This window comes from Fuerstiella marisgermanici (assembly GCF_001983935.1).
Taxonomy (GTDB): Bacteria; Planctomycetota; Planctomycetia; order Planctomycetales; family Planctomycetaceae; genus Fuerstiella; species Fuerstiella marisgermanici.
In genome coordinates this window covers 4,712,848-4,739,011 of sequence record NZ_CP017641.1, presented here as the reverse complement: position 1 = coordinate 4,739,011, position 26,164 = coordinate 4,712,848, and the positions used below count along the sequence as shown (strand labels likewise).

The following is a 26,164-nucleotide window of genomic DNA, read 5'->3' as shown; positions in this document are numbered from 1 at the left end:
CGGCAAGCGCTACGACAGGCAGCACGTGTCTTAACACTCCAGCACTGGCTCAGCCGGCTGTTTCTTCTGTTGAAGTTCCATCAGCTCCGTCGTGATCTGCTGATTCATCACTTCTTCGAATTCCGCCAGGTAGTTCGCGATCGTGAGGCCATCGTAAACCCGGTGGTCATAAACAAGAGTGACTCGAACTGCTCCTGTGTCGTCAACCGGGCCGTACGTCAGAATAATGTTGCCTACAGATGGCGGATGGATACTGATGCCTCCACTTGACGCAACCGTCGTGAAGCCAAGGGTTCCAGTTTGCCCGCATCGGATGGCCCCTGAAATATGCAGGACGCCCCACCAGACCATGCGTCTGAGAAATGATGGCAGCATAGAAAAGACATACTGAAGCCGAAACAGCGGAATGTCTTCCACGGGATCGGTTGCGGCCGCTGTGAGGATCGCCTGAATTTCAGAAAGCGATTTCTTGTGCGCATCACTGATGCACTGAAAGAAGATCCAATCGTTGCCTTTGTATGGGCGAGCAACGGCAACTCGCGCCAGTTGGTGCGGATGTTCGTACAGATGCATCCACGGATATTTCATGAACACCTGTCTGAGGTCCGGGTGTCTCGCAGCCATCACCGAATACGCTTTGAGGAATATGGCCGCCCAGCCGATTCGGGATTTCAGACTCGTCCGCAACTGAGGCATGTCGCCGAGACGGAAGTTGCGAGTCAGCGCCTGGCTGGGAACTCGTTTAGCGAAGTGCATGAAGTCAACGATGAAACGGCGACTTTGAGGTAACCGTTTCCACGCTCCAAATTTCGGGCCTCCTTCTTCGAAGAATGAACGCAAATACGACATGTGGAATTCCAGAGATGAAAAGCGTGAGGAACGAGCGACCACGTTTAAGGTTGATTGTTTCTCGTTCAATGCATCGAGCGACAGGAAAATGCGAGGAAATTATGTACAAAATTGGACTCGTGGAAAGCGGCCTTTTCCTGCCGGACGGTGATCGCCGCGTCAAAATAGATGAGCATCGCGGCGGCGCGTGGTGTGCCGTGCGAACTGTTTATCGATCAGGACCTGGCCCATCCTCGCACCGCACATTTCTCAGCTGATTTGCCGGCCCGATTGCTGACAGGCGACTACCATCCCGAGTTTACCACTGGATTCAATGGCGAATACGCGTCTTTCTGGGCTTTTTATCCATGCGCCGACTACGCTGGATTTTAGTTCCACCCGTTGCCGTGTCTCTTGATGAGCTGTGCCGAACGGGGGCGAGAATTACTGCAGGCCGCTATTTGGTTCGGCCTACATGCTCGCGTGGTACCACACCCTTGGTGATTGGCATCGCAAGCCGGCGACAGGTCTCGTGGTTCGCCAAATCTTCAGCTTTGCTGTCATGAATGATGCGTCGATTCGAGAGCTGCGTCGGTAGCCTGTGGAGGTTAGTTTCGGGGCCGCCCAGCGGAATTCGCAGTGCGTGGCGGCGGACTCAGGTCGACTGAAAACAGATCATATATCGCGGAGTTCTGGAAGCAAAACACTGGCCCTCCGCGACTCAGTTGCGATGACTTGGACTTTAGCAACGTGGCGATACTATTTACGTTGACGCCGACGGAACGACGGCCGGAACCGGCACTAACATCGCTTCAAAAGGGCTATTCATGTTGTCTTCGAACCATGCTCTCCTGCTTCTGTGTGCCTGGTCTATTTCTGCTCTGGCCCAAGCTGCTGACCGACCTAACATCATCGTGATTCTTTCCGACGATATGGGCTATTCCGACATCGGGTGCTATGGAGGTGAAATATCCACGCCCGTGCTGGATGGGCTGGCGGACAACGGCTTAAGGTTCACTCAGTTCTATAACACGGCTCGCTGCTGCCCCACGCGAGCGTCCCTGTTGACAGGCTTGTATCCGCATCAGGCAGGCATCGGCCACATGATGAGCGACAGCGGCCACGACGGCTATCGCGGCGAACTGAACCGCAACTGCCTGACACTGGCCGAAGTGTTGAAGACTGCAGGCTACGGAACCTACATGTCGGGGAAATGGCACGTCACCACGGACGTGAGGCCTGACGGCCAGAAACTCAACTGGCCACGACAACGCGGCTTCGATCGCTTTTACGGCACCATCCACGGAGCGGGCAGTTTCTATGATCCGAACTCGTTGACGCGCGACAACACCCAGATTTCTCCGATCAACGATCCGGAATACCAGCCGGACACCTACTACTACACGGATGCGATTAGCGACCACGCCGTGCGTTATGTGCGCGAGCACCAGCAGAACCAGCCCGACAAACCGTTCTTCATGTATGTGGCTTATACGGCGGCTCACTGGCCAATGCATGCTCTTCCGGAAGACATCAAAAAGTACAAAGGAAAGTACGACGAAGGATACGCGGCTCTTCGCGAATCACGACTTCAGAAGATGAAGGAACTGGGTGTGGTGCCTGCAGACATCGAACTGTCACCGCAGGCTGAAGACTGGGACAAGGTTCAACATCGCGATTGGGAACTTCGCTGCATGGAAGTTTATGCTGCGATGATTGACCGAATGGACCAAGGCATTGGGAAGATCGTCAACAGCCTGAAGGAAACTGACGCGCTGGACAACACGCTTGTTCTATTCTTGCAGGACAACGGCGGATGTGCAGAAGGTCTGGGCCGGCGAGCGAAAAAGGGGCTCGAACAACGGCCACTCAAACCCGACGCTGCCATGACGAAGGAAGAACTTCAGTTCGACATGATTCCGAAGAAGACGCGAGATGGTTGGCCACTGATTCAGGGGCCCGGCGCGATGCCAGGTCCAGCTGACACCTACATCGCTTATGGCAAGGGCTGGGCAAACGTTTCCAACACGCCGTTTCGTGAATACAAGCACTGGGTTCACGAAGGCGGAATCAGCACGCCGCTGATCGCTCACTGGCCGCGAGGAATCAAACGTCACGGCGAGCTCGAACATCAACCGGGACACCTTGTCGACATCATGGCCACGTGTGTTGATCTGGCTGGAGCAACCTACCCGAATCAATTTTCTGGCAAGCCAATCACGCCGTTAGAAGGCCGCAGCCTGAAGCCAACATTCGTTGGCGAAGAAATCGAACGCGAAGCGATCTTCTGGGAACACGAAGGCAACCGCGCCGTCCGAGTGGGCGACTGGAAGCTGGTGGCGAAGGGCAATGACGGACCGTGGGAGCTATACAACGTTGCCGACGACCGCGCTGAATTGAACGACCTTGCTGCATCCGAACCAGCCCGCGTTCGCACTCTTGCGGCCATGTGGCACAAGTACGCCGAACGAGCGATGGTGCTGCCATTGATTCCATACTACGGCATGACTCACACCACGAAACTATCAAAGAAGAAACGCTTTCAGTTGGCAGCAGATGCGGATCTGCCGCGAGAAAAATCGCCCATGCTGGACGGAAAAGCGTTCCGGTTCACCGTCAAGCTTAGCAAAGTTGGCCAGCAAGGCGTGCTGTTGGCTCAGGGAGGTTCGGCGGCCGGTTTCGCACTTTACCAGCAAAACGGCCGCCTCTGGTTTGCTCTGCGAAAGAGCGGAAAGCTGTTTACTCTGGACGGAGACGCTCCTTCAGCCCCTTGCCTGCTCACAGCAGAAATTCAAAAAGACGGCGCCGTCAAAGTGCGAGCGGACGATACGGAATTGCTGAGCGGGAAGATCAACGGCGTGCTCGACACAATGCCTATCGATGGGCTGCAGGTGGGCCGAGATTTAAGAGGCAAGGTCGGCGAATATGCTGGCGACTTCCCGTACGATGGCACGATCGACGAAGTCGTGCTGACGATTTCCAGGTGACGGAACTTCAGTCGTTTTTTTGACGTTGCTGCGAGGCGATTTTTTCGGGCCTGTCGTCCGGTGGCGCGAGTTCGTCGCACTTCAGGCAGTCGAGTTGGTACCCCAACATTTGTGCACGCCCTGCGGCGGTCGTCACCCATTCACGAACCGTCCATGGCGGATCATGGCGCACATGCTGATTGTGACCACACCTTAATTGCGCGACGCAATGGCCATCGCTGTCCGTGTGGTACCCCGTGATGGGCTGCTTCATCGAGCCACTTCGCGTAGCGGCACGATGGGATTTGTGGAATCTAAAAGCTCACGAATTGTTACGCCCGCAAAAGCGGCTTCGGTAGCGGCGAACGCTTTGTCGAGCTCCGCGTGCAACGGGCATAGTGATGTGTGCGACTGAAGTCCGAGCGGGCACGAGTTGATGCGTTCCAGCGGAGACACCGCATTGATGACATCCAGAATCGTCACTTTTTCTGGCGCCGATGCCAGGACATAGCCGCCGCCGGGACCGCTGCGTGACGTGACCAAACCCTGCCCTGCCAGGTCCTGCAGGACGCGAGTCAGATAGCGGCGCGGTACTTTTGTTTTCTCCGCCAATACGTCGGCAGACGCTGGGCGTTCGGTGTCGGTGGCAAGACACGTAACCGCTCGCAAAGCGTATTCTGCTGTCTTCGATATCATGGCATTCCCTGGAGATCTGGCTGAGCTTCATTCTGGTGGTAGGCGCCTGCGCCTTCATTCTATAGCTCTTCGCGACTATTGCGCGCAAGCTAATCGACAATTTTTGTAACAACAACATGAACCCGACCTTCTGATCAGAAACGAGAGGGAATTCACGATGGGCGTGCGTTGTGGCACACCGGTTGCAATTGGTCAGGGAGTTATTCGGTCATCTGTATGTGACTGGAATCTCTGACATTGACTGGAGCAAAAGCATGACGGCACATCATTCTGTTGCAGACGAGCTGGCTGAACGAAACATCCGAAAGTGGATCCACGCGAAACACGTTCAAGACCGAGTTGCAGATCCGACCGGTCACGAAACGATTGGCCCGTATGTCACTGTCGCCCGCGAAATTGGTTCCGGAGGCGGCCAGATTGCTCGGATGGCAGGCGACAGACTCGGTTGGGACGTGCTGGATGGGGAAATTGTTGACTACCTTGCGGAGCGGTACGGAACGCCGCGTAACCTGGTGGAAATCGCGGACGAGCGGCATATCGGCTGGATCGAAGAAATGCTGACCGGCTGGATGGGAGGAAAACAGTGGACGTCAGCACGATACGTCCATCGGCTGCACCATCTCCTGATGCTGGCCGCTCAGCACGGCAACGTGATTGTGGTCGGTCGGGGAGCACGCTTTATTCTGCCTCCGGAACACGGCTTGAGCGTCCGCGTTGTGGCTCCCGCCGAATTTCGAGCACGGCGCATTGCGAAGGAACGTGGCATCGACCACAAGGCGGCTCAAGCAGCCATCGCGGCCGCCGACCGCGAACAGGCAGCGTACATCAAAGAACATTTCCACCACGCGGTTGATGATTCGCACATGTACGACCTGGTCATTAATGTGGAAAAGCTGAGTCTGGAAGAAGCAGCGGATTTGATTGTGGATGCCGTTCGGTCGCATGGTCATAAGATGCCAACTGCCGCATCGATGTCGGCGGCAGCTTTATAGTGCGGTGCTCCACTTTCGCTGCAAGAACCTGCAGGTGAATGCACATTCCTGCAGTCCGCCGACTTCCTTTACGCACGATGGTGATACAACGTTGGGTTGCCAGACCGGTCACGATGCTGGCCGCGTGATTTAGAAACCTCCACCGCCAAGAGCCTGATAGGCGTTGACGACGGCTGCAAGTTGCTGCTGCTTGGTTTCGATCAGCAGCATTCGAGCTTCCATCATTTCTCGCTGAGCCAGAAGGACTTCTACGTATTCTGCCCGAGCATTCTGGAACAGTTTGCTGGCGGTATCCACGGATGCTTCAAGCGCGGCCAGTTGCTGTTTTTTTATCTCGATGCTTTGGCGGTAGTTTTCCACCTTGGTCATGTGGTTGACGACTTCGATATGAGCCGTCAGGACGGTTTGCTGGTAGTCGTAGATCGCCTGCAACTGAGCTGCATTGGCGCTGCAATAGTCCGCCTTGATGGCTCGCTTATTGATGAGCGGGCCAACCAGATCGAGTGTGGCGTTGTAGATCAGCGATTCCGGTGTCGAAAGCAGATACTTCATGTTGAAAGCGTTCAGGCCGACTCCGGCACGTAGGCCCAGCGAAGGATAGAAACGCGCTCGAGCAACCTGAACGTCCAGTCCAGCCGCTGCCACGTTTCGTTCGGCCTGGCGAATGTCGGCTCGGTTCTGAAGCAGTTGCGATGGCAGACCTGCACTTAATGCGTTCAGGTTCAGATCGATGTATTCCACAGACGCTCGTTCGACCGGCTGCGGGTAGCGACCGAGCAGGAAGTTGATTCGGTTTTCGGCTTCGACGATTTCCTGCTGAATAATCAGCCGGTCACTTTGGTTCTTGCGGACCTCAGCCTGAAATCGCTGAACGGCCAGTTCGGTACCGCGGCCGGCCGCCTTTTTGGCTTTGGCGATTTCAAGACTGTGCTCCTGGATCTCGATCGTTTTTTCCAGAGTCATCAGTCGGTTATCAAACGCCAGAAGTTCGTAGTAGCTTTCGGCGACTTCAGCGACCATGCGGGTCACGATGTAGTTACGTCCTTCCCGGCTACCGAGATAACGCATGCAGGCCGCACTTTGAGCGTTCCGCAATTTGTTCCAGATGTCCAGTTCCCATGACACGTTTGCACCAACCAGAAAGTCGGGCAGCGGTTCTGGAAAGCCGCGACCGGGAGCGGCCTGCAACAGATCTTCGACGGCTCCATCGCGCGAGAAGCGGCTGGACTTTTCGATCCCCGCACCCGCGCCAAGCGTGACGAAGGGACGGTATTCTCCGCTGCGAGCAAAGACTTCGTTGTTCGAGATATTGATCTCTTCGGCCAGAATTTTTAGTTCCTGATTGCCCGCCAATGCCTGATTGATCAAGCCGATCAGAAAGGGGTCGTCGAAGAATTGATTGAGCGGAAGTTGGGCCGAACTTTCCACGCTGGTGACGCCTGCTTCCATCTCAATCGGCGGCAGGATAGGAATCGGCGTATCGGCCGTGTCGTCGGTGGATGCCGCAGCGACCGCTGTCGACGTTGGGTTGTCATCCTTGCCGACGCTTGCGACAGCACCGGGGGCTGTGGCTTTTTCATGAGGATTGTCGGTGTCGTTGCTGTCCGACTTCACCAGGCTGGCCAGTTTGATGGGGCTGAAAAAGCTTTTCAGTCGAGCCGTCTTATCACCTGATTCGGCGGCGTCGCCTTCAGCACCTGTTTCATTTTCTGGTGCGGTTGTTCGATTTGAATCTGTTGCGTCGGCGGGACGGCCATTGTCGAGGTCGTCAATGTGGCTTCCGGTCTCGTGACTCCAGAGGACCGCGCCGTTGTTGAGACTGTAGTGCTGTGGCAGTGCTTGCGCTGGCAAAGCTCGACGCAAAGCCGGAATCTTGCAACCCGGCAATATCAGCATAGAACCCACAAGGATTGCGGAAACGCAGGCTCGTTGCTTTGACTGCGCACGAAATGCGGCTGTGAATTGGTTGCTCATTTTCATCCCTGAAGAACCTGCGAGTGTGGGCATCCTGCCAAACTGCGATTGACGTTCGAGCCTGTTCCAGGCGGACTGAGCGTCAAAAGCTGATGATCATCGCTGCGGAAGTCACCGGCTGTTTAAGTATCGTCGTCGCGGTTGTTGGTGATTTGTGTGTCATCACGCTGGTATCGGTTGTGCAGCAATTTGCAGGGTGTCGCAGGCAGTCATGACGGACAGTAAAGCTGTAACAGATATTCGGGAAAGCGCGACGGCTGCCGAATCAGATGCGGGACCCTCTACAACGTCGCAGGCCACAAGAATGCCTGCTTCGCGCACGCGAGAAGGTCTTCAAGGCCGCGGCTGAGTGCCGCAACTATTTGTCGGACTGTTCCGACGTTGCCTTCGCGACTTCACGGAAATACATCCGTATCAGGGATTCGTATTCGCTGTCGCGACTGATACCTCGCCGATCGGATGTGGCGGTATCCAGTTCGCCGTTCAGCTTGCCCCAGTCACGCGAATCGGCAGGAGCGTTGCTGGAATCCGGCGTGCGGCCGTCCCACATCGCCGCGTTCCCCATGGCCGCTCGACCGGCTGACGAATCGCTTCCGTCAGAAGTCTGGCCGGGCGTGAACTGCTGCGGCAACGAATCTTTCGCGGCCTGAGCCAGCGCCTTGGCGGCTTCCGATAGTTGCTGGCTGCCGGAAGGTTGGCCCGGCTGACCATCGTTGCCTGTTTTTGGGTCACCCGGTTGCGGCTGACCGGGCTGGCCCGACTGCGATTGATCGCCTGGCTGGCCGTTCTGACCAGGCTGACCTTGTTCGCCGGGTTGCCCATCGGTCGACGCAGACGGATCACCTTCGCCGGGCTGTTGTCCCTGCTGCGCGTTGGCTCCCTGTTCTGCAGACTGACTCTTTTCGCCGGCTGCCTGTTTCTGATTCGAATTCTGTTTCATGGCCGAAGCCGCCTGCTGCAGATCCTGCAATGCATCGGCCACACTCTCCCCGACTTCGCTGGGGATGGGTGAATCCTGTTGGCTTTTCTGTTGACCTGCTTGCTGAGCCAATTCCGCCAGTTGGTCTAATTCCTGAGCCGTTTGCTTGCCGGCCTGTCCGGCCTGCTGCAACTGGCCCTGTTGCAATTGCGACGAAGCCTGCTGACTGCTTTGTTGTGCCTGAGCGGCCGCCTGTTGAGCCGACTGAGTTTGTTCGGCTTCGGCCGCCATCTGCAGTTCGGGAATGTTGAGGCGTTCGGACATGTCGGACAGTTGCTGAGGCAGCTTGTCGACTGATTCGGCAATACGCCGCTGAGTCCCCTGCTGCGCTGCAGCCTGAGCGGCATCGTCCTGTTGCATGTCCTGCAGCATGTCGGCCGTTCGGTTGAGTTCGTCACCGAGGCCCTGCATCTGCTTTTGCTGATCGGCCAGAGCTGGCTGGTTCAACTTCGCCGCGCCCTGCTTAGTCGCCTGAGCTGCCTTGCGCAGTTGAGCTGCCGACTTGTTGAACTGTCCAGCCGCCGCTTCCTGGCTTCCTTGTTTCGCTTGTTGTGCCGCTGCTTCAGCGTTTTTCTTTGCCGAGCTATTCGCGGCCGGATCAGCATTCAGACGATCCACATTCTGCTTTGCAGCGGCTGCCAGTGCTTCAACTTGTTTCAACATATCGCCGACTGGATCTGCCTGCGGTTGAGCAGCGTTTGCATTGGCTGGCTGACTTTCGTTGGCGGCCGCTTCATCATTTTCATTTCCACGATCCTGGCCCTCAGAAGCTTTTCCGTCCGCCGCAGCCTGTTCATTATTGCCAGACACGTCTTCTGCGCCGCGTTGTCGCTTCAGGCTTTCGATTTGCTTGCTGATCTCCTCAAGGCGGTCTGCCACCTGTTGCGACTGGTCGGCGACTGCAGTGTCCTGCGATTGTTGCTGACTCTGGTTGCGAAACTGTTTGGCCGCCTCGTCCACGCTCTGTTGTGGCTCAGCCAGATTGCCCTGCTGGAGTTGTTTGATTGCATCCTGCAACGGTTGTACGTCTGGCGGTGACGCGTCTTCGTCTTTTTGCTTTGCTTGAGCGTTCAGTTTCTCAGCCGCCTGCTTCGCTTGCTGCAATTGCTTCGCGATTTGGCGAGCGTCCCGGGCAGCTTCTTTGGCTTCTTCATTGACCCCGGTGGCAACTCGGTTTTGTTGCTCGGCGAGTTCGCGGACCTTTTCCGACAGTTCCGCCAGTTGTTCTCGCTGCGCCTGCTGAGCGGACTCCAGCAGTTCTGGTTGGTCCTGCAGTAGCTGGCCCAGATCTTTGCTGAGGTCTTCGCGTTCGCGGCTGAGTTCCTGCTGTCGCTGGTCGAGTTCCTGTTGCCAGTCTTGGTCTGACATTTCTTCCGGCTGGTTCTCCGGTTGACGGCGGTCTTTGTCGAGTTGTTCGGAATCCTTCGCCAGTTGTTCGGCTTCCAAAGCCAGACGATTTAATTCTGCGAGATCCTGTTCCTGTTGAGCCCGCTTTTCGATCTCTTCAATTTGTTCCGCTAAGTCACGTGCCGCCTGTTGGAGTTGCTCGGCCGCTTTGTTGAGCTCGTTGCTCGCCTGACGCCGATCCGCATCAACAGCTTTGTCCAATTCGTTGGGGATCTGTTCGCGCAGTTGCTCACTAATGTCCTGCAGTTTCTGTGCTGATTCCTGCATCAGCGGATGCGTGGCGACTTCCTTGGCGAGTTCAGCCAGAACTTTGCCCTGCTGCTGTTCCTTCTCGCTGAGTCGAGACGTCTCTGTGCGTTCGCGACCAGTCCAGGATTTCTGGGATTCGGATTTGAGTTCCTCTGCTTTTTGTTTGTCCTTCTTCAGCTGTTCTTCCAGCTGCTTTAACGCACCGATCATCTGCTGCGTTTCTTCTTCCAGCGCGCGAGCACCGGCGGCTTTGGCGTTGTCGTCGATCTTTAGTGTCAGGTCTTTCGACCACACTTCCTGCGGTCCCGGCGTTGGACGTTCGTCGGCCGTGCGAACACGAATGCTGACATCATCACCATGCTTAAGGCTTAGGTCTGCCAGTTGCAGACGAAAGCTGTGCCGCACTGTTTGTGAGCCGCGATCAAAATCGGTTGCCGCCAGAACTTCCCGCACGTCATCACCGACGCGGTAATGCAGTTCCAGAAGGCCGACTCCCACATCGTCGACGGACTCGCAGTTGACAGCCACAATGTCGTTCGCCCGATAACCATCTCCACTTCGCAATCCGGTGACGGTAAGTTCGGGGGGAAGGTCGTAAGCCACTTCCAGCGTGCGATCCGGTTCCGAGCCATTCGACAGGTCGAATTCGTCTTTCACTTCGAACACGAAGTCGCCACCGACGTCAGCCTGAAAATGGAAGGTGGCTCCCATGCGATCGGCTGTCAATTGGCCTTCGATACGTTCGGCCAGTGGTTCGTGTTGAGGCACCAGCGGCGCATCGGGGTCCATGTCTTCAGGATTGACGGCTTCCAAATTGAATTCGTCTGGATGCACGTCGTCGATTTCCAGGTTGATGACTTCTTCGCCCGTGACGTGGTCGAATTGTCGATCGAATACCGCCGTTTCGGAAATCGGTCGAGCGTCGCGGCGCTGCCACACCAACGCGACCGTTTCGACCGGCTTGTTAAATTCCAGCAGCACTTCCAATTCACTGCGTTCGAAGACTTCCATCGTTCCGACCATGCCGTCAAACCGCTCGATGGCTCGGCCGATGTACACGGGCGGCGTTGCTGTCATCACGGCGGCTTGAATTTCCGGAGCGTTCACAACGTTGATTGCGAACAACTTCGACGTCGCTCCGCCGCCGCTGACGCGAAAGCGGACTGAATTTGCGATGTTCGCCAGCGTTGCTACATAGTTGCCGCTGACCTCGTCGAAGTTCATCGGCAACGTTTCGGTGTTGCCGTCACTGGCCTCAAGCTGCACCGACACATTTTCTGGTCGCTCACCCGCAGTCTCTGTTCGCCATTTCGGAGTTGCCGCGATTCGCACGTCACTGCCACGAGCGACCGTGCGGTCTCCGTCTGCGACATCAAAATACAGGTTTCTGGCGGTTTCGAGGTTCGCGAACGGCATCACCAGGCGGCTGACCAGTAACTGACTTCCCGATGTCCACACAATCGCAGGAACCAACGCCGCCACCATCAGCAATCCGGCGACGCCCCAACGTTTGGCCGTCTGTTTCGAATCGACGAATTCTCGATTGCGCAGCTGGTGCAACTGACCGGACGTCTGTTCGGCCAATCGTCGCCGCATCAGGTCGGAGCCCGCTTCACTGGCTGTCACGTCAGCTCGCTGCAGCGAAACCAGCGTGGCCAGCCCTTCGTGTAGTTCGGGCGAACTGATATCGACCGCAGCGCCGAGTTCTTCGTCCGGAATTGGCGTTAACAGCGGCTGCAGCAGCCTTCGCCATGCGACGACGCCAACCACAGTTACCGTTGTCGCCAGAAATGTGGCTCGCAGAAATTCGGGCAGCCCGAATACGTAATCCAGCGCCGTCGCAACCAGAACGCAACTGATGACGGCCGTCAGCACCAGAGCCAGCCCGATGATCGCCGCGTGCATGCGAATCTGGCGACGACATCGCTGAAGGATGCAGTCCAGGTGCGAATTTTGTGTCAGACTTCCTTCGGACATCTGGTTCTCCGAAACATCGGGCGACGGTGTGCGCTGTTGGGGGGTAGCCAGAGCCACGGTGGCAGATTGTACCGCGAACTTGCCAAATCGGCATTGGTTCTCTGCTTCAGTTACCGTCAGTCGTGCCAAATTCGCGAATTGGCCCGCAATTCTGCGTTTTCCCGGTCCTTCATTGATCCCTTACCCCCGTTGCTGAATACTTCTGCGGCAATTTCTTTAAAGGCACCGAAGTAATGATCGAGAAAATACTGAGTCTGCAGGACGTCAACATCCGTGAAACAACTCCGCTGGTGTCTCCGGCCGAGTTGAAAGCGAAGTATCCGCTGTCTGACGAGACGGCTCAATTCGTTTACGAATCTCGTGAAACGGTGAAGAGTATCCTGAAGGGGGACGACAAACGTGTGATCGCGATTGTCGGGCCGTGCTCAATTCACAACCCGGATATCGCCGTCGAGTACGCTCACAAGCTGGCTGCTGTCGCAAAAGACGTGAAGGACCGCATGATCGTGATTATGCGCGTCTACTTCGAAAAGCCTCGCACGACTGTTGGCTGGAAGGGGCTGATCAACGACCCTGGCCTGAATGACACTTTCGACATGGCCACCGGCCTGAACCTCGCGCGGCAGATTCTTCGCGAAGTCAATCAGGCTGGACTGCCCGCTGCGACGGAAATGCTGGAACCAATCACGCCGCAGTACATCGCCGACCTGATCACGCTGGCGTCGATTGGAGCTCGCACGACCGAATCGCCGACTCACCGGCAAATGGCCAGCGGCCTGTCCATGCCGGTCGGGTTCAAGAACAGCACGGAAGGCAGTCTGGAAGTCGCGACGAACGCGATGAAGGCTGCAAGAGCTGAACACTGTTTTCTGGGCATCGACAACGACGGCAACACGTGCATCGTTAATACTCGCGGCAATGACATGGGCCACCTGATTCTCAGAGGCGGTCGAAACGGTCCGAATTACGATGCCGCCAGTCTGGTAGAAGCCAGTCGGCTGTTGGAGAGTGCCAAATTGCCTCCGCGGTTTGTTGTTGACTGCAGCCACGCGAATTCAGACAAAGACTACAAACGTCAGCCGATTGTCTGGAACGATGTCATTCAACAACGAGTCGACGGGAACGAAACCATTGTCGGCTTGATGCTGGAAAGCAATCTGAAGGCAGGTCAGCAGAGTCTCGGTTCCGATGTCAAAGCTCTGGAATACGGCGTGTCGATCACCGACGGCTGCATCAGCTTTGAACAAACCGAAGACCTGCTCCGTTCTGCCCACGAAAAACTGGGCGGGTAGGCCGGTCAGCACCGGCTGGCGATTGGCGTGGTGGGCGAGTGACGGTGTGCTGCCTGTAGCGCCGGCGTTGCTCCCGATGGTCGCTGGGTGGCCGGCATACGGACAGCAATCTGAATATTGAAAACCGCAAACAGAAAACCAAATTCAATGATCATCGTCATCGCGACCATCACGTGCCGCCCGGGAACTCGATCTGATTTTCTGAACGAGTTTTACAAAATTGTTCCGGACGTGCTGCGCGAAAAAGGGTGCATCGAATATGCGCCAACCATTGATGCGACGACAGGGCTGGACAATCAGCATTTGGACGAAAACCGAGTCACCATCGTCGAAAAGTGGGAGACCGTTGACGACCTGAAATTGCATTTCACGGCACCTCACATGATGACTTATCGCCCAAAGGTGAAAGACTTCGTGGTTGGTTCCGAGCTCCGCGTGCTGGAACCGGCTTAACAGCCCATCGGCATAGCCGAATAGCGATGTGCGACGGTGTGGCGCGAAACCACAGCGTCGGCCCAATCTCCAGCGGTTCTGAAATTCTGATTCGTCGTTGGTCGATCGCCTTGCGGGCAAACCCTGTTCTTTCAGGCTTTCTGCGTTTCCGGGATTCCCGAAAAGCGGCGCTTCTGCGGTATTTCCATATTTCGTTGTGGCGATTTGGTTTTAATTTCGGTAGGTTGCCGCGTCTAAGAGCCTTCGAAGTTCGCACAGCTTCGATAATCAGCGGCCCCGTTGGCCGCTCGGATGTTGCTACCTAATTAAACGCAACCGCTCCCCAACCGGCTCACATGCGACAGGTCTTCCGAATGTTCTGCTCCGGAACGCCGCCCGTGTCGAATTCTCAGGCTTCCGTTTCGCACTGACCGTGCGGCTGTGGATGGCGAATTCGATCTCGGCAGCGAAACTCCGAAGAGTTCGAACAGTCCCCAACGCCGGGACCAGGTTTACGAAGCAGCGTCGCATTCTGTGTTTTTTAGATGCGTACGCTCAATCGCGGTCCCCCGCTTTTGCCGCTGACCGCGCGCGCCGCCTCTGTGGCTGCGTCCCTGTTGACTCGGAAGATTGAAAATCGTTATGTCGGATCAGAACACCAATCAAGCGTCAGGTTTTGATGTATTCCAGACGTTTCAAACGTTTGAAATGCCAACTACATCCATCGTCTTCGAACCCGAAGCGCTGTCCCAGCCGGAAACAGTCAAGCAACCGGAAGAATCTCGTCAGGAAGTCGCTGAGGCACCTGCTGATGAGCCGCTAATCGTCGACGATATCGTCGAGGGCGAACCAGCCGGTTTGGTTGAGGAATCAACTCCGGAACCGGTTGCTGAGGAAGCAGCGGCCGAGGAGCCAGCCGCCGAGGAACCAGTTGCTGAAGTACCAGTTGTCGAGGAACTGGCAGCCGAGAAATCGCCTGCTGAAGAAGTGCCTGTTGAAGTTGAAGAAGTGGCCAGCGAGCAACGCGTCGTTGCGGAATTGAATGTCGAAGAACCGGTTGTTGAAGTTGAGCCGGAAGAATTCGTTGCTATTGAGCGAGCGGAATTGCCGGTCGAAGCAGTCGAAGCTGCAGTAGAGCCCGTTGGACCGACGGTTGCTGAGTCTACGGTGCCTGAGCCTGCTCCTGAGGCACAAGTTGTCGCGCAGCAAAACGCGGCACCGCCAACTGTCGTGAAAGTGCACAACGGCGCAGTGACCGTCCAACGGCGGCCCGAAGACAATCCCGTGCAGCCTGCATCAGCAGTTGCCGAAGCAGTGACGCCAGCTTCAGACGAAAGTCAGACCGTCGAAATCGAAGCGTCCACAGAGTCTGCAAAAGTCGAAGTGCGGCAATCGGAACCTGTCGTTGAAGCCGCTTCCCAGCCTGTTGAAGTGGTTGCTCAGGCCCCGGACCCCCAAGCCACGCCTGTTAGTGAACCGTCTGCAGAGACGACAACGCCACAGACACCTAAGTCTGCCGTCGCTACCAATCCTGCACCGCAGCCGGTCGTCGCCAGTGCGATGGCGTCGGAAACGCCACGTGCCTACGGGAAAGCAGACAACGAAGTGAACAACCAGGGCGCGGCAATGCGGCAAGCTTCTGAGGTTAATTCGGGACAGCCGAAGTCTGCCTCGACGGACCAAAAGCCCCGCGTGCCGGGCGAAGTTACCTTCCGCGACCTGCCGCTTCACGAAGATGTGCAGCGAGCGATCGAACAGTCCGGCTACGAAAAGCCCACTGATATTCAGGCTCAGATCATTCCGCACGTGCTGGAAGGTCGCGACGTGTTGGCTCAGTCGCAAACCGGAACCGGTAAAACGGCTGCGTTCGCTCTGCCAGTTTTGTCAAACATTGACACCGGTCCTCGTCAGCCACCTCAGGTGTTGGTGTTGGCTCCGACTCGAGAACTTGCCATTCAGGTGGCGAAATCATTTTCGACTTACGCCAGTTGCATGCCTCGCTTCGGAGTCGCCGCGATCTACGGCGGCCAGGACTACGGCATTCAGCTTCGCGCCCTGCGAGACGGCGTGCAGGTCGTGGTGGGCACACCTGGTCGAGTGATCGATCACATCAAACGCGGCACGCTGGACTTGAGCAACATCAAATGCCTTGTGTTGGACGAAGCCGACGAGATGCTGAACATGGGCTTTCTCGAAGACGTGCAGTTCGTCCTCGACCAAACACCCGCCGGCCGCCAGGTTGCTCTGTTTAGTGCGACACTGCCGCCACCGATTCGCACGATTGCTCAACGCTACCTGAGCGATCCAACTCGCATCACGATCAAAAAGAAAACGATGACCGCCGATTCGATTCGGCAGCGAGCTCTGTTTGTTCCTCCTCGCGACAAAGTTGAAACGTTGATCCGAATTTTGGAGGTTGAAGAAACCGACGGTGTGATCGTGTTTACGAAGACACGCGAAGCCACTGTCTCTGTGGCCGAACAGCTGTCCAAGGCGGGACTCAATGCCATCGCGTTGAATGGTGACATGGCTCAACGAGTTCGCGAACGTACGATCGATCAGTTGAAGTCGGGGCATCTGGACATTCTGGTTGCGACTGACGTCGCTGCTCGTGGGTTGGACGTGAATCGCATCAGCCACGTCTTCAACTACGACATGCCGCAGGACACTGAGTCGTACATTCACCGAGTTGGCCGAACAGGCCGAGCGGGCCGCAAAGGCGAAGCGGTCATCTTTTTGACGAACAATCAACGCGGCAAGCTGCGGATGATTGAACGAGCGACCAAGCAGCCAATCGAAGTTGTTCAGCCGCCGACCGCAGACGAAATCAATGCCAAGCGAATCGAACGGTTCACTCAGCAGATTACAGACGTCACGGCTGAAGCGGACCTCACGATTTTCAAAGACATGATCAGCAAGTACGCTGAAGAATCCGGCAAACCGCTGGAAATGATCGCGGCCGCGTTGGCTCATATCGCCCAGCAGGGACGTCCGTTCTTTATGAAAGACCGGCCGGCTCGCAAACGCAACGAGCGGGATGACCGTGGCGGACGTGAGCGATTCGAACGCGGCAATGAGCGAAGTGGAGGTCGCAGCCAGTTCTCCGATCGTCCGTCGCGACCGAGTGGTGGTGGCCGTCAACTGGGGCCACCGGAACCAGGCATGGATCGATATCGTATTGAAGTCGGCTGGCAGGACGGCGTGAAGCCGGGCAACATTGTCGGTGCCGTGGCCAACGAAGGTGGTATCGACGGCGACAACATCGGTCCGATCAGTATTCATGACGAATTCAGCACGATCGATCTTCCGACCGGCATGCCACGCGACGTCTTCCAGACTTTGCAGCAGACACGCGTTGCCGGCAAGCAGCTTCGACTTAGTGCTTCACGCGGTGAACAGAGTTCGCCACCTCGCCGAAACCAGGGCTACCAGGGCGGCAAGCCCGGCGGTTTTCGAGGCAAAAGCAGCGGCAACTTTTCGAAGGGCCGCAAGTTCCGGAAATAGCCGTTCGTTCGTAAAACGAAAAAAGGACTCTCACAGCCAAAGCTGCGAGAGTCCTCGCTGTCGTTCGCTTGCCGCAGCGTTGGAACGATCTGCTTTCGGTGGAATCAGCGATTGCCGAACAGTTTGGCGGCTCCGCTGTTACCGCCAGGTCTCGGTCCGGTGTGGCTCGGTGGAGAAACTTTGACTTTCGAGTTGCTGAATTTCGGTCGCGAGCCGCCTCCGGAATTCGAGCGGCGGAACATTGAGCGAGCTCCCGGCTTTTCGGATTCCAGCTTGAAGCTCGCACCGTATTGTTTTTTGCCGGAAGCTGTTGTGGCGGCTGCTGGGCCAGACAGTGGTGTGAATTGCACCCACGCGTAAATCAGTCCGTAGCCAGGTCGATAGATTTCGATCGCGGCGTCGCGGTTCGCTCCGATCGCCATCTTGGTGCATTCCATTTCGTAATGGGACCGCAGGTAGTACATCGTATTGCCATCCACGGTGGCTCGCTGCAGAACGTCGCCCGGCTGCAAGCGGCCGACGGCCGAGTAACCCGGGATGGTGGAGGTAACTCGCATGCCCTGCTGAGTCTCGTTGCCGTAAATGCCGAGCAGCATTCCTGAGGTCACGTTGCTGTAATCCTGAGCGACAGACACGGTTGCGGTGAGGGCCAGAAGCGTTGTGGCGACGGTCGTTTTCATTGTTCATTCCCCTTAAGTGATCGATTTTGGAAGTGTTTTGTTAAGTTGTTGTCTCCAACACTTCCTCATTTGCCGCTGCCGGGGAGTTGTTACAGTCTTCTTTCAGAAGTTTTGAACCTTCTTCGAATACTGCGGAATGCCTGCCTGAATTCGGGGGCGACGTCGGCGTGTTTTCTGCATCCGCACGCTATTTGAGTGGCCATTTACATCCAGCTTAGAACCCCACCACGTTTCCGCTGGATGCAGCCGTCGTGGCATAACCGCTACGACCCGACGCAGGATTGTCGGCCGCAGCTCTGTCGGCGTGGCTCACCCGGTGGTGAGTAAGTTCCGGGGGCTATGTTTCGAAAAGGCAACAGTTTGCCATCGTCGAAACCAGGGGCGCTCGCGAAATGTGGAATCGGGATCTGAAGTTGAAGCTGTGGCTGATTTCAGTGACCGGCTGCGCAGCGTTTATTCTGCTTCTGAAGCATGGCATGCGGTTCGACTATTTTTCGGCCGCGACGGCCATCGGAACGGTCGGGCTGCTGCTGCCATTTGCCGTTGTGTTTGATGGTAGAAAGATATCGGCATTCGCCAATCTGCTGACCGGCTTTCTGTGCATGGTTGTCTTCAACCTGTTTTTAGCAGTTCTGACCTACGCTGGGACGCCGTTGAATGCGCCGCTGGCTGATCCGTGGCTGATGGCCTGCGACGGGGCCGTGGGCGTTCATCTGCCGAGCATCGTTGCGGTGATGGCCGAACATCCGGGCCTGCGGAATGCGCTTAGCCTGGCCTATTTTTCTGTCTTCCCTTCGACGCTGCTGGCGCTGGTGGTGTTGGGGCTGGATTCCGACGTGCGTCGTCTGCGTGAATTCGTGTTGCACTTTATTTTGGGCGGATTGATCACGACACTCGCCTTTCTGTTCCTGCCAGCGGCGGGGCCGTTCCACGCATATGGATATGCGCCGCGACCCGATCAGCAGCGCTTTCTGGAACACTTTTTCGCGCTGCGAGCCGGAGAGTTCCCGCTGGTGTCGGTGAACCGGCTGGAAGGTTTGATTACGTTTCCATCGTTCCATACGACGTGGGCCATTTTGGTGGCCTACAGTTTTCGACACTATCGCTGGGTGTTCGCTCCGATGATTGTGCTGAACGCGGCCGTTGTGATTTCCACCATGACAACCGGCTGGCACTACGGCGCAGATGTGCTGGGCGGCATTGCTACGGCAACGGTCTCGATCTTGATCAGCCGCCGTCTGGCCCCATGGCTGCAGGCTGGCAAGGAAGAATCGTTAGCGTCGTTATTCGGCCGCGAGGTTGTCGCGAATTGACATCGTTGTGGCGGCTCGCACGGCAAACACGGCGGCCAGCGAACCAATGATGGCAACGGCCGCAAGAGTTCCCGCCAGCAACGGCCATGGCAGATCGGCTCCTGTAGAACGCAGGTGAGGCAGCATGGCCAACAGCGCCGATCCGGTCCCCAGCAGAATGCCCCACAACAGCAGCAACCAGTTCTCCACCAGTATCAATCGCGCGACGCGGACGGTCGTGAAACCGACGGCCCGCATGAGTGCAATTTCGCGTCGACGTTCGACCACGTTCCTCATCATCACCGCCGCTAAACCAAACGTGCCGACCAACAGGCCGAGTCCCCCCAGCATCTGGAACGTCGAAAGATAAGTGTTCTGCACGGCCAGAAATCCGGCCAATCGTTCGCTGACCGGTTCTGCGTCGAGGCCGTAGTCGTTGAGGCGGCTTTCCAGCACGGTGGACGTTCGAGCCATGTCTGCGATGTCGGGCGTGTCGACCAGAAAATAGCGATAGCCAGCAACTTCCGATTCCAGTCGTTTGAGGTTGTCATCCGCCATGATCAGCACGCCCTGAAATACGCTGCCGTCCAGCATGCCGACGACTTTCAGCGCGTATTGAGGGTCCGTTTCATTCGGAACCATGATCACGCTGCCGATTCCTTTTTTCAGACTGTACATCAGCGTGTTCATGTCGCCGATGACGGGCACCACCGGGACGCCGTCTATCGCTTCGACGTCTTCGTTCAGCAGAGTCCACGGCTTCTCGCCGGGTGTGTCGGCAAAACGAAAACCGCCGCGAGCAATGAATCCCTCGGACGCACCCAGCAACGTAGGGATGCGAGTTTGGTACAGATTCACGCAGCTTGCATCTGAACCTGGTTTCATGCTGAACGGAAAAATCGTGACTCCATCCGGCAGGCTGCTTTCGTCTTTTAAACCAAGTCGTGATCGTCCTTCGACGGTATTGAAATCGAACAGGACCGGCTGAGCTGATTCGGCAACCAGGCTAAAGCCGCCGTTCCCCGATTTCAGGTCCGGCGTTTCGGACAGCGGGTTCCGTCGTCCGGCCGCGACGGCCACAATCACGAATGTGGCGAAGGCAATCAGCGCCGTCGTCAGCATGCTCCTCATCGGGCTGCGCGCTGCATTTGCAATGGCGAGTCCCGGGATGCTGGACGCCGCACCTCGCACCTGATCGCTGCGACTGCGACGACGCAATGCCGCATTCAGCAAATAGAGTCCCGCTGTGAGGCACGAAAATCCGGCCAGAAAGAAGCAGACCATTTGCCATGTCAATCCGCCGAAGGCTTCCCCCGATGGTATCAGGTTTGCCAGCACCGCCGATGGAAGGGCAATTGCTGTGACGATGGAACCTGCTCCGACCAGGCGGACGAGTTTGGACCAGCGGCTGCTGCCATCCGCGCTGCCGGTTTCGGCGAGGTCTGCGTTGCCCGCCAACTGGTCTCGCAGTCCGATTTGTTTGAAGGATCTTAACGCCAGCCAAATCACAAGACCGGCGAGGCAAAGCGAAATCACAGACGCGATGATCAGTCGCACGGGTTGGACATCCAGTAGCAAAAACTGAGTCCCGACGGCACCGACCCACCACGTTGTCAGTCCGTAAATCATCAGCTGTGCGAACAGAAGAGCCAGTGCAGATCCGACAAAACAGCCGGCCACGCACACCAGCAATCCTTCGCCGACAAACAGACCTTGAATACGATTTTCCGGCCAGCCCACGGCGTTCAACAGGCCGAGTTGATTGATGCGTCGCTGGATACCGAGTCGAAACATCAGCGACGCCAGAATGATGGCGGAGAGAATCAGGAAGAAGCTAAAGCCGATGAACAATTGTGTGAAATCGTTGGCCCCCACGGCCGCCTGCAAGCCTTCCGCCAGTACCGGCCGGAATGCCAGACCCAATGCTGCTGGTTCCAACCGCTGAGGAATCTCAAACTGCAGCCGATTGATCAGGCTTTCGAATTGAGCTTCTGATGGAGTCGTGTCTCCGGTGGCCGCCGCAATTCGAATCGACGTGTACTGACCGTAGCGACTTTTCCAGAGTTCTTCCGCAGTCGCCAGTGACACAAATGCCTTCGGAGTTGCCTTACGCAAATCCCAGTACTCGTCGTCTCGTGAAGTCAATCGGTCCATGTCCATTTCGAACGGCTGATCCACATCGCTGAAGGATTCGACATCCGTAATGCCTTCGACGTGGGGCGTCAGAAACGAATCCAGCGTCACCGGATCGTCATCGGCCAGAACGCCTTTCACGGTGAAGCGGCGTTCGACTTCTGGCAACTCACCATGGCTTCCGACTTCATGCCACTTCGTTTCGACCGTGTCGCCCGGCTTAACCTTGAGGTCGTCTGCCAGCCACGTTGACAGCAGGATTTCGTCATCGTCCAGCGATGGCGCAGAACTGCCGTCAGCCAGCTTAACCGGACCCAGCGGAGGTGGGCTGCTCAGCGGCAAACCGGCAATGATCGAGTACATCGAATAACGTTCGTCCGTTTCCGATCGATCGGCCGCGTAGATTTCGTTACTGAGATACACGATCGTGGGTGCCGACTGCAGCCCCAGATCGTCAGCCGCCTGCAGCACTGCGTCTGCCAGCGGCTGTTCCAGAATCATTCGTTCGCTTTCGACGCTGACGTAGCCTCGCTGCGGATTGGGCCGCAGTGTCAGCCCGACATCTTCCAGCGTGAGTGCTTTCGTTAGCGCATCATTCAGCGGCGTAGAAGTGTCGCCGGTGGTCAACGTTGGCGTCTGGTCTTCGCGACCGGACAGAATCGTGTTGATTCGTGCCGGTTTGGCGATCGGGCTGCGGCGGCTGGCTTCGATTTCTTCAAGGCTCAGCCGTTCCTGCAGCGTCGCCAGCGGCAGAAAAGCGTTGTACGGCAATTGCTGTCCGGGGTTCAGATCAAACCGCGATGCGCCAACGTCTTCGGGGATGACGGCGGCAACCGTCATGACCATTTCGACGTTTACGTCTTCGCGTTCGCCCAGCAGGCTGTCGCGAGGAATGGACGACGGGACTTCCACCCAGACGGAAACGTCATCGCCGACGTCGACCTGCAATTCCGTCGCGGTGCGATAGCCGAGTAGTACTTCGCGATCGACGGGCGCCGGAATCCCACCGTTGTTCAGCAGCGCCCAACCGGCGTCGTCGATTCCCAGCAGAGTTACCGAACCGGCCCGGCGGATATCTTCGTCGCCTGTCGAACGTTCGACGCTTCCCGTGACCAGAATCGCTGGTGCCATCTTCTGACTGGTCACCGAAGCATCGATGTCCGCCGTACCTTCTTCGACGTTTGGCGCATCCCCGGCGATGCTGTCGACAAGCTGCTGTCGAAAGAACCGCGGCGAGTGCAGCACATCGGTGATTCCGCCCAGCCGTTGCTCGGTCATGTGACGCAGGCTGTAGCGGACGGAATCGCCAACGATCAGCGAACCGCCGATGACCGCCGTCGAAATCGCGACGGCCACCATGACAACAATGTTAATTCGTCGGTAGTGCCAGACACCTTTTAATATGCAGGAAAACATGTTTTCAGCATCTTAGACCGTTACCTCAGGCACTTCATACTTCGCTCGGTATTCACGTTTCAGGAAGGCGTTGGCGACGGCGGATGATTCGCCGGTGAAGACTTCCTTTTCGGCGTCGACGGTCAGCATTGGACTAAGCTTGATCTGGTCGCTTTCCAGTTTGACGGAATGAGCGGCCAAGTGTTGGCTCATTTCTTCCACGATGCGCTGCCAGATTCCTTCGTCACCTTTCACGGCTGACGCATCTTCGCTGTTGTACGGCGTGCCCGTTTGAAACGCGATGTTGGCCAGGTTGCACCAACCTGTCGACAGGTGACCAACTTCCACGTCCGAGTTCAGGCTGCTGACGTTGCGACTGCGAACGGCGTCAATAAAGTTCTGATGATGGACTCCATTACCATTGTTCCCGGAGAACTCCTTGACGACTTTGCCATTGTTGTCGAAGGCCACTCCTTTGCCCCGCTGGCCTTCAAAGCGACCACCTTCGCAATAGGCAATGTAGCCACTCCCGGGACCAGGATGCCTGGGCGATTTGCGAGAATCGCCACCCGCGGTCAGATTGGTCAGGCCGATAACGACCGGAATACTGCCGGTGTCAAAGTAGACGAAATGCACATTCGGCGTATCACCCACGTCATTCCACGCGACTCGACCACCCGCCCCGAAAACTCGTACGGGCAAACGCACGGAATCCTGGAACACGTTGTTCCGCAAATCGTCCAGGACATGCACGCCCCAGTTGCCCATTTCGCCGGACCCCGTGTTGAAGTCCCAGTGCCAGTCGTATTGCAGCTTGTCGCGGAAGATGGGTTTGTCCTGAGCCGGTCCCAGCCACAAATCATAGTTGACGCTGTCATCGATCTTTAGCGGCGTGTCTCGTTTGCCGATGGGACCTCGCACGCCGTATCGGTTGACTCGAGCTGTTGTGATTTCGCCCAGCGCTTTTTCTTCGTGCAGGAACTTCTTGATTTCAGCCTGCATCGGGTCGGAACGCTGTTGGGTTCCCACCTGACAGATGCGGTTGTACTTGCGAGCCGCATTGACCGTCTGGCGGCCTTCCCACTGACTGTGCGACAGTGGTTTTTCGACGTACACATCCTTGCCAGCTTCCATGGCCCAAATCGATGCCAGGCAGTGCCAGTGGTTGGTTGTCGCTACGACGACGGCATCCACGCTTTTGTCGTCCAGCAGTTTGCGAAGATCGGTATAGCTTTTGGCTTTGGGAAACCGTTCGGCCGCTTTTCCCATGCGGTTTTCGTCCGGGTCACACACGGCTGCCGTGTTGACGCCGGCAATTTCGTCGAACATCCCCATGTGCCCATTGGCTCGGCCGCCGCAGGAAATGTAACCGAGGTTTACGTCATCGGCGGCCATGGTGGCTCGCATAGCAGACGGAAAAGTAACAGCGGCGGACGCAGCAGCTGCAGTCGCCATAAACTGGCGTCGGGATACGTTGATCATGGTTCAGAAAATCCAAATTGCGTGATTTTGCAGACCGCCGGGTCGTGCCGGAAATCGAACGCTCCCAGCCTGCATCGACAGTATGGAGTTCGTCGGCGGGAAGTTCAACCCGGAGGAATCGCGGCAGCGTTCGGTTGAGTGGTTTGAAGTGTCGACATCGCTAGAATTCAGCAACCGTCATGAAATTGCGTTTCCGCGTCCACTTTAGCTCCAGAACACAGGCCAATCAGCCATCATGGACCTTTCCAGTCACGGTATCAGTGTCACCGACATTCAGCACAACCTCGCCCCATCGGTACTGTACGAACACGCCATCCGATACGAACCCGGCACAAGCATTTCTGACACCGGCTGTCTGATCGCGTATTCCGGTGACAAAACGGGACGTTCGCCAAAGGACAAACGCGTCGTTCGGCACCACCTTTCTGAAAACGATGTGTGGTGGGGGCCGGTGAATTTTCCGCAGGACGAAGCGACGTTTTCGATTAACCGCGAACGAGCGGTCGACTACCTCAACACGCGACCACGGTTGTACTGTGTCGATGCGTTTGCAGGCTGGGAGCCGGGCACGCGCATCAAGGTTCGAGTCATCTGTGCTCGTCCGTACCACGCTTTGTTTATGCACAACATGCTGATTCGGCCGACTGATGCCGAACTGGAAACCTTCGGCGAACCCGACTTCGTGATCTACAATGCGGGCGGCTTTCCGGCCAACCGCTATACCACCGGAATGACATCACGTACCAGCGTGGACCTGAGTCTGGAACGCAAAGAAGTCGTTCTGTTAGGCACGGAATACGCCGGTGAAATGAAGAAGGCCGTGTTCACCTATATGAACTACGCACTGCCGAACCAGAACATTCTGTCGATGCACTGTTCGGCCACCAGCGACAAAAAGACGGGCCGTTCGTCGGTGTTGTTTGGGTTGTCGGGCACCGGTAAGACGACGCTTTCGGCGGACCCCAATCGCTACCTGATTGGCGACGACGAACACGGCTGGTCCAACGACGGAATTTTTAACATCGAAGGCGGCTGCTATGCCAAAGCCGTGTACCTGACTCGCGAATCAGAGCCTGAAATCTTCGACGCTCTGCGCTTTGGCGCGGTGCTCGAAAACGTGGTCTACGACAAAGCGCGGCACCATGTCGATTTCAACAATACGTCGATCACCGAAAATACGCGTGGTGCGTACCCGATCGAATATATGCAGAACGCGCGCATTCCGTGTGTGGCCGATCATCCATCTGACGTTATCTTTTTGACATGCGATGCGTTCGGGGTTTTGCCGCCCGTCAGCCGACTGACGCCCGAACAGGCCATGTATTACTTCATCAGCGGCTACACGGCCAAAGTCGCGGGCACAGAAATGGGCATCACCGAACCCGAAGCCACTTTTAGCCCATGCTTCGGCGGCCCGTTTCTGGTGTGGCATCCGTCGCGCTACGCAGAGCTACTGGCGGAGAAAATTCGCACACACAATTCGTCGGTGTGGCTGGTGAACACGGGCTGGTCAGGCGGCGCCTACTGTGTCGGCAGCCGGATGCCGCTAAGGTTTACTCGAGCGATTATTGACGAGATTCACAAAGGCCACCTCGCAAACGCACCGACCATCGCGGACGACATTTTCAAGTTCGAAACGGTGGCAGAATGCGAAGGCGTGCCCGCCGAAATGCTTCAGCCAAAGTTGTCGTGGCGTGATGCAGCGGAGTACACGGCGACGGCCGAAAAACTGGCCGCCAGCTTTCGTGAGAACTTCAAACAGTACGAAGACGCGACATCACCCGGTGTTGTCGCTGCCGGGCCCGCCTGATCGGCAGTGGCTCAGGAAGACGCAAGCAAGTGGCCGACGGCACGCTTTACTCTGCTGTCTGTAGAATCACTTTTTC

The 26,164-nt window shown here is 56.8% G+C and carries 15 protein-coding genes; 7 read left to right on the top strand and 8 right to left on the bottom strand.

All coding sequences use genetic code 11. From position 1 onward, the window contains the following. Window positions 1-30: 30 nt before the first annotated feature. Window positions 31-849 (bottom strand): hypothetical protein, encoded by an 819-nt coding sequence (locus Fuma_RS17700; RefSeq protein WP_077025297.1) that lies wholly within the window; start codon window positions 847-849, stop codon window positions 31-33. Window positions 850-1,655: 806 nt separating this feature from the next. Between Fuma_RS17700 and Fuma_RS17690 the strand changes: the two genes are divergently transcribed. Next, window positions 1,656-3,815: an arylsulfatase gene (locus Fuma_RS17690; RefSeq protein WP_077025295.1), complete on the top strand. Its 2,160-nt coding sequence runs from the start codon at window positions 1,656-1,658 to the stop codon at window positions 3,813-3,815. A 7-nt stretch (window positions 3,816-3,822) separates the two neighbouring features. Here Fuma_RS17690 and Fuma_RS36645 read toward each other — a convergent pair whose 3' ends face one another. Both Fuma_RS36645 and Fuma_RS17680 read right to left on the bottom strand, forming a co-directional pair. Continuing rightward, complete coding sequence (locus tag Fuma_RS36645) at window positions 3,823-4,068, bottom strand: DUF3565 domain-containing protein (RefSeq protein WP_077025294.1); 246 nt, start codon at window positions 4,066-4,068, stop codon at window positions 3,823-3,825. Beyond that, window positions 4,065-4,490 (bottom strand): RrF2 family transcriptional regulator, encoded by a 426-nt coding sequence (locus Fuma_RS17680; RefSeq protein WP_077025293.1) that lies wholly within the window; start codon window positions 4,488-4,490, stop codon window positions 4,065-4,067. The genes Fuma_RS36645 and Fuma_RS17680 overlap by 4 nt, the downstream gene beginning before the upstream one ends. Window positions 4,491-4,744: 254 nt before the next feature. Here Fuma_RS17680 and Fuma_RS17675 point away from each other — a divergent pair, with 254 nt between their 5' ends. Next, complete coding sequence (locus Fuma_RS17675) at window positions 4,745-5,482, top strand: cytidylate kinase-like family protein (protein WP_077025292.1); 738 nt, start codon at window positions 4,745-4,747, stop codon at window positions 5,480-5,482. A 129-nt stretch (window positions 5,483-5,611) separates the two neighbouring features. Here the strand turns inward: Fuma_RS17675 and Fuma_RS17670 are convergent, their stop codons facing one another. Together Fuma_RS17670 and Fuma_RS17665 are read right to left on the bottom strand one after the other, a co-directional pair. Continuing rightward, window positions 5,612-7,456 carry a TolC family protein gene (locus Fuma_RS17670; RefSeq protein ID WP_229360682.1) on the bottom strand — a complete coding sequence of 615 codons (1,845 nt, stop codon included), beginning with the start codon at window positions 7,454-7,456 and terminating at the stop codon, window positions 5,612-5,614. A 358-nt stretch (window positions 7,457-7,814) separates the two neighbouring features. Further along, the gene (locus Fuma_RS17665) at window positions 7,815-12,068 is read right to left on the bottom strand and encodes a hypothetical protein (protein WP_145944234.1); all 4,254 of its coding nucleotides are present in this window, start codon (window positions 12,066-12,068) and stop codon (window positions 7,815-7,817) included. A 233-nt stretch (window positions 12,069-12,301) separates the two neighbouring features. Between Fuma_RS17665 and Fuma_RS17660 the strand changes: the two genes are divergently transcribed. From Fuma_RS17660 to Fuma_RS17650, 3 genes are all read left to right on the top strand, one after another. Further along, the gene (locus Fuma_RS17660; protein WP_077025290.1) at window positions 12,302-13,360 is read left to right on the top strand and encodes a 3-deoxy-7-phosphoheptulonate synthase; all 1,059 of its coding nucleotides are present in this window, start codon (window positions 12,302-12,304) and stop codon (window positions 13,358-13,360) included. Window positions 13,361-13,507: 147 nt separating this feature from the next. Beyond that, a complete protein-coding gene (locus Fuma_RS17655; RefSeq protein WP_077025289.1) occupies window positions 13,508-13,813 on the top strand; it encodes a putative quinol monooxygenase in 306 nt (101 codons plus the stop codon). Window positions 13,814-14,434: 621 nt separating this feature from the next. Beyond that, on the top strand, window positions 14,435-17,296 hold the full coding sequence (locus Fuma_RS17650; protein WP_218922190.1) for a DEAD/DEAH box helicase: 2,862 nt from the start codon (window positions 14,435-14,437) through the stop codon (window positions 17,294-17,296). Window positions 17,297-17,400: 104 nt separating this feature from the next. On the opposite strand, the gene Fuma_RS17645 is transcribed toward Fuma_RS17650, so the two are convergent. Further along, window positions 17,401-17,976, bottom strand: coding sequence for a hypothetical protein (locus Fuma_RS17645; protein WP_077025288.1), 576 nt, complete (start codon window positions 17,974-17,976; stop codon window positions 17,401-17,403). Between the two features lie 392 nt (window positions 17,977-18,368). Between Fuma_RS17645 and Fuma_RS17640 the strand changes: the two genes are divergently transcribed. Beyond that, window positions 18,369-19,289, top strand: a complete 921-nt coding sequence (locus Fuma_RS17640; protein ID WP_077025287.1) for a phosphatase PAP2 family protein — start codon at window positions 18,369-18,371, stop codon at window positions 19,287-19,289. Here the strand turns inward: Fuma_RS17640 and Fuma_RS17635 are convergent. Next, window positions 19,260-22,817 (bottom strand): ABC transporter permease, encoded by a 3,558-nt coding sequence (locus Fuma_RS17635; RefSeq protein ID WP_077025286.1) that lies wholly within the window; start codon window positions 22,815-22,817, stop codon window positions 19,260-19,262. The two genes, Fuma_RS17640 and Fuma_RS17635, sit on opposite strands and share 30 nt — an antisense overlap. Window positions 22,818-22,829: 12 nt before the next feature. Continuing rightward, window positions 22,830-24,278 (bottom strand): Gfo/Idh/MocA family protein, encoded by a 1,449-nt coding sequence (locus Fuma_RS17630; protein ID WP_077025285.1) that lies wholly within the window; start codon window positions 24,276-24,278, stop codon window positions 22,830-22,832. 235 nt (window positions 24,279-24,513) lie between these two features. Between Fuma_RS17630 and pckA the strand changes: the two genes are divergently transcribed. Beyond that, window positions 24,514-26,088: a phosphoenolpyruvate carboxykinase (ATP) gene (pckA, locus tag Fuma_RS17625; protein WP_077025284.1), complete on the top strand. Its 1,575-nt coding sequence runs from the start codon at window positions 24,514-24,516 to the stop codon at window positions 26,086-26,088. The last annotated feature ends 76 nt before the right edge of the window (window positions 26,089-26,164 follow it).